This is a genomic window from Desulfurococcus sp. (assembly GCF_049970475.1).
Lineage (GTDB): Archaea > Thermoproteota > Thermoprotei_A > Sulfolobales > Desulfurococcaceae > Desulfurococcus > Desulfurococcus amylolyticus.
The window spans coordinates 1-8,670 of record NZ_JBMFMW010000052.1; the positions used below are offsets into that span (position 1 = coordinate 1).

Below are 8,670 nucleotides of genomic sequence, written 5' to 3' on the forward strand. Positions count from 1 at the left end.
CAACTCTCCTAGGCATGCCCGGGTGGACAACCTCCTTATCCAACACGATGCCGTAAACCAGCTGGGTATCCAGGACGTTTCCACCCTTCTTTTTCTCTATCTTTACATCATCGACTCTGAAATCATATGTTCCATCAGGCTTGGGCTCGGCTACTGCTAGGGCCGCATCTATAGCTATCTCAGCTATCTTCTTCGATATAATGTCTCCACCAATGTACTTGCTTGAGATAGTGGTGTTAACTATTCTCCTAAGCATATCTTTATCTCTCGGGTTTACTTTAACACTGATCTCGTCCAGTAGCCTTAAAGCCTCCTTCATGGCCTTGGTGTAGCCCTCTATTATTATGCTTGGATGGATGTTTTGGTCGAGAAGCTCCTCAGCCTTGGCTAGAAGTGTCCCCGCGAGCACTACAGCGCTTGTTGTACCATCACCTACCTCAGCATCCTGGGCCTTAGCGACCTCCACGAGTAGTTTTGCAGCTGGGTGCTGGACCTCCATCTCCTTAACTATTGTGGCACCATCGTTTGTAACAGTGACATCCCCGAAGCTGTCTACAAGCATTTTATCCAGTCCCCTGGGGCCTAGACTGGTTCTCAATACCTCTGCAAGGGCTCTTGCAGCAGCTATGTTCGCTCTTAGAGCATCTCTACCAACGGTTCTACGTGTTCCCTCCTTCAATACCAATACAGGTACGCCATATAGCGCCATAACTCTCCACCTACATCATGGTAGAATCCAGTGGTATTTCATGAAAGGACTTCTATATAAACTTTTCTATCATAACTATTTTAATCGATCTCATTGAACCCTGCCGCAACATAATAAAATATAATACCCATGGGAAACAATACGAATAATTTTGAGAGTATGAGATTACACGGATCGGAGGGGTTCAGGTCTCATATAGGTTTATATAAGCTTGTTTCATCCCTTCATCCCTGTTCCCCTGCATCCCTCTTGGGTTTATCCCTAGGCATCAACAGCTTAGCCTTGCATCATAGCCGTTATGGAGTTTCAGTATAAGGGTTCTACTCTCTAGATCCAGTTTGTAATCGTACCTGTCTATCCTAGCGGTTAACTTCCTTAGAATAGGTTTCTTACTATTCCTCTTCCTAGCAGATTTAACAATTGCTCTAGCATAGCTGTATACATGCTTAGCGTGGTGGGCTCTAAAACCATATACCCTAAGCTCCTTGTAGAACATCTTGTGTAGTGTTTTCATTGATGGTATTGTATCTAGACTCCAAATCCTATTTACAACAATCTGTGTTGCATCACGGAATAGCTTCAGGAATTCTATTATCTTCTCATCGCTGCCCTCGGAACATGTTGTTAAATGCAGTGTTATCAAGTATAGGGGACTACTACGCGTTATACCAGATAGGCAGAGAAAATAGAGATAAAGTAAAGGAGCTCCACGGTAAAAAAGTATACGCAATAATTATACCAGAGGAACAGAGCATCAAACAATATAAACCAACATCAACAACTATAAAACATATAAAAACAAAAACAATTCATGAGGGCAGTAAGCCAGGATGTATGAACTACGTTCAAGAGAAGAGCTTACCCGTGCCATAATCGGGAATGAAGTCGTATTCATAGAGTATTACATTCCAAACAATAGGGACTCAGAAAACCTGACGGCAGCTGTAAAAAGCCTTGAGGAAGATGGTGATTCAAGGATACTCTTTTGCAGAATAAACATGACCGAGTATCCGGAGCTCGTGGAGACACCTAGGGGGATTCCCTACGTGGAGGTCTATTACATGGGTAAAAGAGTCTTTGAACACTATGGGAGTCTAAGCACGGCGGACTTGAATCTACAGGTTCTGAGAAGAGGATTGAGGCAAGTGTTTAGAGAATTAAACATTAGCCTACGTATCTAGCCGGGTATTCAACCTATATTCTTACATCCCTGCTGTTTATTTCCTCAATAATTGAGTTGATCTCGGCACGGGTTAACCTAATAGGGTAGAGAACCCTGCCTCTAGCCTCAGGGCTCTTCGGGGCATATACTCTCAGCGAGTCGACCAGGATGAAGCCTAACTGTAATACTTCACGTAGCTCCGCCACACTGGCTGTCTTTAAGTATGCGTTGAATTTATCGCTGAAGCCTATACTATCTCTAATATACTTTTCCGAGACGGTGGCTCCGCAGACTACGCAAGAATACTCTGGCGAGATACCGTTAAAACCACACCTCGGGCACTTCAACATTTCTTTAGGGCCATACTTATTCCATAGGCTCTGAAGCGTTATGATTAACTCTGGTTTATTATATTCCACCGCTAACTTGTAGAGCCTAGATACATCCTTAATCACTGCTCTACCACCATTAGCTATAAGGAATTCAAGTGTAAGTGGTCCAGGTTTCTCGATTGACTCAAGGATTTTCCCAGCTATATACTCGTTAACCAGTTCCCTGTTACGCTGAATCCTCTTCAATACTGAATCAGGACTGGGTCTGCTCGAGTAACCGGAGACAACTGCTTCAACTACCTCCCTCGCCACGGACTTAGCTATTTTCTCATCGATATCCAGCTCACTTAAGCCTAGGTAGATATATGCTTGATCAAGTACTTCGTCAACTATTTTACCGGTGTCAAAGGAGTTTTTAGCCTTCTTGGGTCTAGAACGGTTTCCACCGTCAACGACTGTTTTCGCAGGAGTTGATTCCCCTTTATCTTTTCTCCTGCTGTTTTTACGCTGACCACCTTTGCCTCTAGGTATATCAAACACCCCTCCGGGTAAACTATGCTTTGTCAGATATTGCTGTATAGCCTTCTACTTCCTCCCTTAATTCAAGTGTCTTACCTATTAGGTAGCTTAGTATTAATTTAGCATATCCCCTCTTCTCGCGTAGTTTATAGAGGTAGCTTTCGATCTCAGCTGGAGTAGCCTTCCCCTTGAAGACTATGCGCGAGATCTCGTTTGCTATCCTCACTAGTAATTCCTCGTACTCCACATATTGATCTACTTTATCACTATAGTATTTCTCTATGAGTTCATCGATAATGTCGCCAACTACTCTCTCAATTATCTCAGCCATTTCATCGCTACTGTTCCTTCTAGCCACTATATTCACCCACGTCATCACGAGAGACTAATTGATTAACGTGTATTAAATACTTTAATAACGACCTGGCTGTACGGGTTCTATAAGAATCCTCTCGAGATGGCCCCTCCCCTCTGTCTCTGAGTAGACTAGTACACCGGCGTATCTAAGCTCGTAGACAAGTGGTGCGGAGAACACTGTGATGACGCGCCCATTATGTGCCTCCCTATAGCCGTCAACATACTCATGGCTCCGGATTATAACTCCGTCTCCAATTAAGCTAAGTGCTTTCTCCGTGAATCTTGAACCATAGAGGTATCCAGCACCACGGGGCGATGGAATCACGTCTATACCTAGCTCCACTGGATCGCTCCAGAGTACTGATTCTATTGTCTCAGCTGAGAAAGCCTGTGAGCCTATCTCGAACGCGTCCTCGATTACAGTGCTTCTGATACACCTTAATGGTGGACCCCCATGTACAGCGATAAAACCTCTTCTCCTGTAAGCAATGAGTGGCAGCTTCGAGAATAATTTAAGGAATAACCTGTATAGTGTATGCCCCTCTCCACCGAAGTATTTGATGAGGATATCTGGGAAATCATGGGGATAGGGCTTCAGGAACTCGGGTGGCTCATGATTACCCCTCAGTAATACTACTTTATCCGGGTAGAGCTTCTTCAGTAATAGAAGAAGTGTTATAGACTCTACCTGTAGATATCCTCTATCAATATAATCGCCTAGAAAGACCGCGACACCATTATCAATTATTCTTGGAAACACGTTCTCTAACACCGCGATGAGAGAGTAGAAATCGCCATGTATATCACCAACGAAGGATATACTGGGGGCTTCTAGGAACTCTACTACACCAGGTCTATGTACTTTAAACACGCTTCCATCTATTTCCAGGATAGTTGTGGAAGTATTAATTAGATCGGCCAGCTTCCCTGGGTCACGGGAAATCGATAAGGCCTCTTCAATTAAGTCCCTTAGGCCGGACATTTCAACCACTATTATGAATATTAGCTATAAAGATTAATTTAATTATCCTGGATCAATGAGTGTAGGATGTAACCCTTATCACACGGTATCTACCATAGTCGATGAGAACCCTGTAGTAACCCTCGAGCATTTTATCTACGGCTGGATCACCTGTATCCACGTATAGCTCTCTAAGCTCTCGTATCTTGGATTCTGTGGCGACAATAATTATGTTATCTCTATCTATTAATGAAAGCACTTTAGGAGATAATTGTTGATTACCCCTCCCGAAAATAAAGCCCTGCCCCCCGATAGGGGTGACTACTAGTTTAACACCGCTATAATTCTTCAAGACGTCTAGTAATTGATTCTCCCAGGCATCCTTCACAAGTATTCTGCCGCCTAGAATGACATCTACGCCTAACAGCGTGCAGGTTAAACCCAGTTTTACACATATAGCCTTAACAGTGGAGCCAGGTCCCAGGATATACGGGGTATAGGGATCCATGATTTCTACTATGTATTCAGCTATTGATTCCTTATTTAACTCCTCATCAATCCCACTATAAATGCTTTTACCAGCCTGTATAAGCCCTGGGTATACAGGTGTCTTCAAGTACCCGTAGGCCCGGATAGCTATCTTGTCCTGTCTGAAAGCCTCTTCATCTATATCGAGAACCTCGCGTTCAACGATGATTGTTTCCCCATTGATGAATTTAGCGAGTAGGTCGGCTGCAGCATACGGGTTTAAAGCAAATATGCTACTATACATCTTCACGCCGCTCGGTACAGCTATAACAGGTAGCTCCATACCTATGGCAGTATAGATATCTCGTGCTGTTCCATCACCGCCTACGAATACAAGTATATCAACAAGGCCCTTCATTTTCCTGGCTATTAGAATAGTATCCTCCCTCGTGGTCTCCCTGTTACCCACTCCATTAATAACCCTAGCCAGTTTACCTGCATGTATGCTCTTGGAGACCTCTTCCTCACCCATAAGGCCTGGAGCCGTGTATATCTCGAAGCATTCATTACGTAATGCGTTAAGGAACTCTATGGCTCTCTGAGGCGAAACGGGTTGTGCACCTCTCTCCAGCGCTATCTTGTATGCTTCTCCATCAGTTCCCTTTAACCCTACTCTGCCACCCATTCCCGCGATAGGGTTAACTATGAATCCCACTTTCACAATCTTGCTACATGTCATTAATAATCACGCATAAAGTTTTCACTAGCTTAAAGCTTCGTGATCAACGATATCTCCTTCCCTCTTATACTGTATAAGCCGGGCTCGAGGAACCATGTTTTAAATTGCTCGGACACTTTGCTTGGTAGATATTCTTTAATGGTTATAGAGCCCGCTATAACGGCTTCATTAGACGTATATGCCACTATCTTATAGTAATCCAGGAGAGCCTGTGATGGATTTCCGGCAACTTTGTGGGATATATAGAGGGATGTATTCCTCGAGGTTAATGCGAGTAAGCCGGTGTTATACCCTGAGTTTTCTGGTATATACTTTAACCCCTTAACATACGCGTCTCTAACGCATTCATCAAGATCGTCATTGATGCTTAAGCAATCCCCTATATTACCCATGATGTAGTAGCCCAGTAACTCGGAGTCAACTCTTATCCAGGGGTAAACCCCTAGTTCTCTGGCGAGCTCCTCCTTCTTAGCTCCACCATTATGCGCGAACCATAAGGCGCCATTCTCCATGAGCCTTATGAATGGATGAGTGTACTCAAGCCCGTAGGGCTCGTTTCTAGAGGACTTACGTGAGTGTATTAGTAGATATACTTCTTTATACCTTTGTATCCTCTTATTGATTAAATCCAGGACTCGCAGGCTATTCTCGAAATATATTGGCTCAATCATTCTATGATAGATTACACTGGGGCTATCCCCGTAGCCAACCACGGCTACACCCCATCCATCATCATGGGCACTGTACCTGTTGCCGCTCACCCTTTCTAGATAGGGGTCACGTCTACTGCTCTCGACAAACGCATTTAAGACTTCACCGGCCAACTCTATTTTTTCACCAGTGAACCTGGCTGCTAGGAGTCTACACATCTTGAAGCCACCATTTATATACTCAATAGCACGTAGAGTATAAAATATATTGTCCCACTATAGAGTTGACGTTGATTAAGGCGGCTAAACCATTTATAAAACCCAGCATAATTATTATCCAGTATAGAGGGCCCGTCGTCTAGCTTGGTTAGGACGCCGCCCTCACACGGCGGAGGCCCGGGGTTCAAGTCCCCGCGGGCCCACTAACCTACTCCACCAGTCTTCCTGTTTAAAGAAGGATGTAACTGTGGCCTAGCATACTTCTAGTTGACTCCGAGTTACTGGTCCTGCCTACAAGTTTGGGCTTTCTGAGTAAACATTAAAAACCTAGTATCAGCTTTATCAATCTACTTGAGGGCCCGAGCATAGAGCCTGGGAGGCCATGATGAACTTGGGCCACAACTCGAACGTGGCCCGGGTAGCTCAGCCTGGATAGAGCGCCGGGCTGTGGACCCCTCGAGATGAGGAGGGTGGAAACCCGGAGGTCCCGGGTTCAAATCCCGGCCCGGGCCCTTTCCAATAGCCTTAAAATAGGTGTCCCTCGTGGAGTCAGGTAAACCAAGGGAGATATACATACCGATCCATGCATTGCCAACGTGTAATAATTTAACGGATCTATGCCCTAATATAGAGTTAATTAATTTTGAAAAGGATGGAGAGAAATATTGTGTGGCTTACTGTAAAGTACTTGAGAGATATCTAACTAGGTCTACTGTTAGGAAATGTGAGACCCTGTGGAGATCCTGTCCCTTTGCTAGGATGAGCCCCTAGGAATAAAGGATTGTAACTTCTAGGTGGATAGGGGTTTTAAGATTACGTACTCGTTTACAACGTCTATCCCGGTTATTCTCTTAACTATTTCGGGTTCCGTGAGTATTATCTCCACGCCCTTCATTAGCTTGTTGAGGATTTCCCCGGGGAGAATGTCGGCTGCCTCCTCAATGCTTAGTTCCTTGATTCTCCTGCATGATGATATATCTCCCGTGAAGTGCCGGGGGAATAATGTTTCATGATGTATGTATTTACATATATATGCGGCAAGCTTACTCGGCGTACTTTATCTCCCCCTTCACCTTCTTTGATACAAGTCCCTTTATCAACGCGATAGCATATAGGAGGGCTTCAGGCCTTATAGGGCATCCTGGCACATAGTATATCCCGTCGACCTGTATGCCCTTTTCATCCAGGATTTTTTTCAGGCTCCTCACGCCTCCGATGGTTGAATACGTGTCATGCCATATACCGCCTCCAACACCGCAGGATCCTAGTGCCACTATTATTCTTGGGCGCGGTGCAGCCTCTATAGCGTTTATTACTTTAGGGAGCGTTTCAATAGTTATTGGCCCTGTTAACAATATCACGTCAGCGTGCCTCGGGGACCCTACTAGTTTAACACCGAATCTCTCTGCATCATGGAACGGGGTCAAGGCGTCGAGTATTTCTATATCGCAGGCATTACAGCTACCTGTGTTTAAATGGAATACCCATATACTCTTTTTTAAGAGACTATTCAAAGCCGCCCCTCCTCCTTGATAATGCCTTAATGAAGTTTCTTTTCCTGCAATCAGGGCATTTATCCAGGTATTCCTCACTTAAGGACGCGTGTTCCGCTACATAGCGTATTATTTTCTCTGTTGCATAGGTATTGCCGCATAATGCACATACTTTCCTTGAGTGTACTACGTGCGTGTAGAGGTCTGAAATATCATCTGTAGCCAGCTCGAACTCCCGGGTCCCCTTGATTGCGCCTGTAGGACATACGTCTATGCATCTCCAGCAGAATATGCATCTCCCGATGAAATATCTTAGCACTAGTTTCTCCTTATCCTCTATTAACTGTAACGCGTTTGGTGGGCATGCATTAACGCATGCGCCGCATCCAATGCATTTGGAGGCATTTATCTCTATTTTACCCCTGAAGTCCGGTGTTACAAGTGGTTCTTCAAACGGATACTTCCTTGTTACTCTTCCTGCTTCACTAGCTATTACTACTAGTTTAACTGGTTTAAGGAGTTTACTCATAGTGGAACACCCCTGTTAAAACTAATTCTCTCCACTCTTCCATTCTCTCTTATAACCATGATTCTATCAGTACATGAGAAGCATGGGTCTATACTGGCTATTGTGAGCGGTGCATCAGCTAGGGATTGATCCCTCAGCATTATCCTCAGCGCTGGGATGTTATTATATGTTGGAGCCCGGACCCTCCACCTATATGGTTTCCCTTTACCTGTCAACACGTAGTGTATATCTCCTCCCCTAGGGGCCTCAACCACCCGGACCCCTATCCTTCCCTCGGGTATCTCATACTTATCAAGCATTATGGGACCCCTGGGTATGGCGTCTAGTAGTTGTATTATTATCGACATTGACTCCTTCACCTCGTCAACTCTGACTAGTGCCCTAGCCATGTTGTCTCCCTCGGTGTAAACCGGGACCTTGAACGATGCATGCTTGTAGGCTGCGTATGGTAAATCCCTCCTGGCATCCCTGTCTACACCTGAAGCCCTTGCAACAGGGCCTTCGACTCCTAGCTTTACGGCCCACTCCTTTG

Annotated in this window: 11 protein-coding genes, 2 tRNA genes and 1 pseudogene; 4 read left to right on the plus strand and 10 right to left on the minus strand. The window is 44.8% G+C overall.

Annotation, left to right across the window (positions count from 1 at the left end; all coding sequences use genetic code 11):
- Both ACP5N5_RS04300 and ACP5N5_RS04305 read right to left on the minus strand, forming a co-directional pair.
- Window positions 1-709, minus strand: a 709-nt coding sequence (locus ACP5N5_RS04300; protein ID WP_428133251.1) for a TCP-1/cpn60 chaperonin family protein, incomplete at its 3' end; no start/stop codon positions are given.
- A 268-nt stretch (window positions 710-977) separates the two neighbouring features.
- Window positions 978-1,439, minus strand: a complete 462-nt coding sequence (locus tag ACP5N5_RS04305; protein ID WP_157857613.1) for a hypothetical protein — start codon at window positions 1,437-1,439, stop codon at window positions 978-980.
- A gap of 100 nt (window positions 1,440-1,539) precedes the next feature.
- On the opposite strand from ACP5N5_RS04305, the gene ACP5N5_RS04310 reads away from it, so the two are divergent.
- Complete coding sequence (locus ACP5N5_RS04310) at window positions 1,540-1,890, plus strand: hypothetical protein (RefSeq protein WP_012608697.1); 351 nt, start codon at window positions 1,540-1,542, stop codon at window positions 1,888-1,890.
- Between the two features lie 13 nt (window positions 1,891-1,903).
- Here ACP5N5_RS04310 and ACP5N5_RS04315 read toward each other — a convergent pair whose 3' ends face one another.
- From ACP5N5_RS04315 to ACP5N5_RS04335, 5 genes are read right to left on the minus strand one after another with little or no spacing between them, the layout of a single operon-like run.
- The gene (locus ACP5N5_RS04315) at window positions 1,904-2,743 is read right to left on the minus strand and encodes a hypothetical protein (RefSeq protein WP_428133258.1); all 840 of its coding nucleotides are present in this window, start codon (window positions 2,741-2,743) and stop codon (window positions 1,904-1,906) included.
- Between the two features lie 13 nt (window positions 2,744-2,756).
- Window positions 2,757-3,080, minus strand: coding sequence for a hypothetical protein (locus ACP5N5_RS04320; protein ID WP_232216786.1), 324 nt, complete (start codon window positions 3,078-3,080; stop codon window positions 2,757-2,759).
- A gap of 54 nt (window positions 3,081-3,134) precedes the next feature.
- Window positions 3,135-4,061 (minus strand): metallophosphoesterase family protein, encoded by a 927-nt coding sequence (locus ACP5N5_RS04325; RefSeq protein ID WP_428133260.1) that lies wholly within the window; start codon window positions 4,059-4,061, stop codon window positions 3,135-3,137.
- Window positions 4,062-4,113: 52 nt separating this feature from the next.
- A complete protein-coding gene (locus tag ACP5N5_RS04330) occupies window positions 4,114-5,247 on the minus strand; it encodes an ATP-NAD kinase family protein (RefSeq protein ID WP_042667737.1) in 1,134 nt (377 codons plus the stop codon).
- 29 nt (window positions 5,248-5,276) lie between these two features.
- Window positions 5,277-6,116 carry a class II glutamine amidotransferase gene (locus ACP5N5_RS04335; protein WP_428133263.1) on the minus strand — a complete coding sequence of 280 codons (840 nt, stop codon included), beginning with the start codon at window positions 6,114-6,116 and terminating at the stop codon, window positions 5,277-5,279.
- Between the two features lie 128 nt (window positions 6,117-6,244).
- Between ACP5N5_RS04335 and ACP5N5_RS04340 the strand changes: the two genes are divergently transcribed.
- From ACP5N5_RS04340 to ACP5N5_RS04350, 3 genes are all read left to right on the plus strand, one after another.
- Window positions 6,245-6,319 (plus strand) — tRNA-Val (locus ACP5N5_RS04340).
- Between the two features lie 209 nt (window positions 6,320-6,528).
- Window positions 6,529-6,628 (plus strand) — tRNA-His (locus ACP5N5_RS04345).
- A 31-nt stretch (window positions 6,629-6,659) separates the two neighbouring features.
- Complete coding sequence (locus ACP5N5_RS04350; RefSeq protein WP_156915449.1) at window positions 6,660-6,887, plus strand: hypothetical protein; 228 nt, start codon at window positions 6,660-6,662, stop codon at window positions 6,885-6,887.
- 272 nt (window positions 6,888-7,159) lie between these two features.
- On the opposite strand, the gene ACP5N5_RS04355 is transcribed toward ACP5N5_RS04350, so the two are convergent.
- The 3 genes and pseudogenes from ACP5N5_RS04355 to hycE form a co-directional block, all read right to left on the minus strand.
- A complete protein-coding gene (locus ACP5N5_RS04355; RefSeq protein WP_012608690.1) occupies window positions 7,160-7,630 on the minus strand; it encodes an NADH-quinone oxidoreductase subunit B family protein in 471 nt (156 codons plus the stop codon).
- Window positions 7,623-8,138, minus strand: coding sequence for a 4Fe-4S dicluster domain-containing protein (locus ACP5N5_RS04360; RefSeq protein WP_428133271.1), 516 nt, complete (start codon window positions 8,136-8,138; stop codon window positions 7,623-7,625). The genes ACP5N5_RS04355 and ACP5N5_RS04360 overlap by 8 nt, the downstream gene beginning before the upstream one ends.
- Window positions 8,135-8,670 (minus strand): annotated as a pseudogene (gene hycE / locus ACP5N5_RS04365) (hydrogenase large subunit); the annotation flags it as partial. The pseudogene hycE and the gene ACP5N5_RS04360, both read right to left, overlap by 4 nt.

Coding starts and splice junctions, on each gene's coding strand:
- ACP5N5_RS04330 (WP_042667737.1), bottom strand. CDS start 5,247: ATGACATGTAGCAAGATTGTGAAAGTGGGATTCATAGTTAACCCTATC.
- ACP5N5_RS04360 (WP_428133271.1), bottom strand. CDS start 8,138: ATGAGTAAACTCCTTAAACCAGTTAAACTAGTAGTAATAGCTAGTGAA.
- ACP5N5_RS04325 (WP_428133260.1), bottom strand. CDS start 4,061: ATGTCCGGCCTAAGGGACTTAATTGAAGAGGCCTTATCGATTTCCCGT.
- ACP5N5_RS04335 (WP_428133263.1), bottom strand. CDS start 6,116: ATGTGTAGACTCCTAGCAGCCAGGTTCACTGGTGAAAAAATAGAGTTG.
- ACP5N5_RS04310 (WP_012608697.1), top strand. CDS start 1,540: ATGTATGAACTACGTTCAAGAGAAGAGCTTACCCGTGCCATAATCGGG.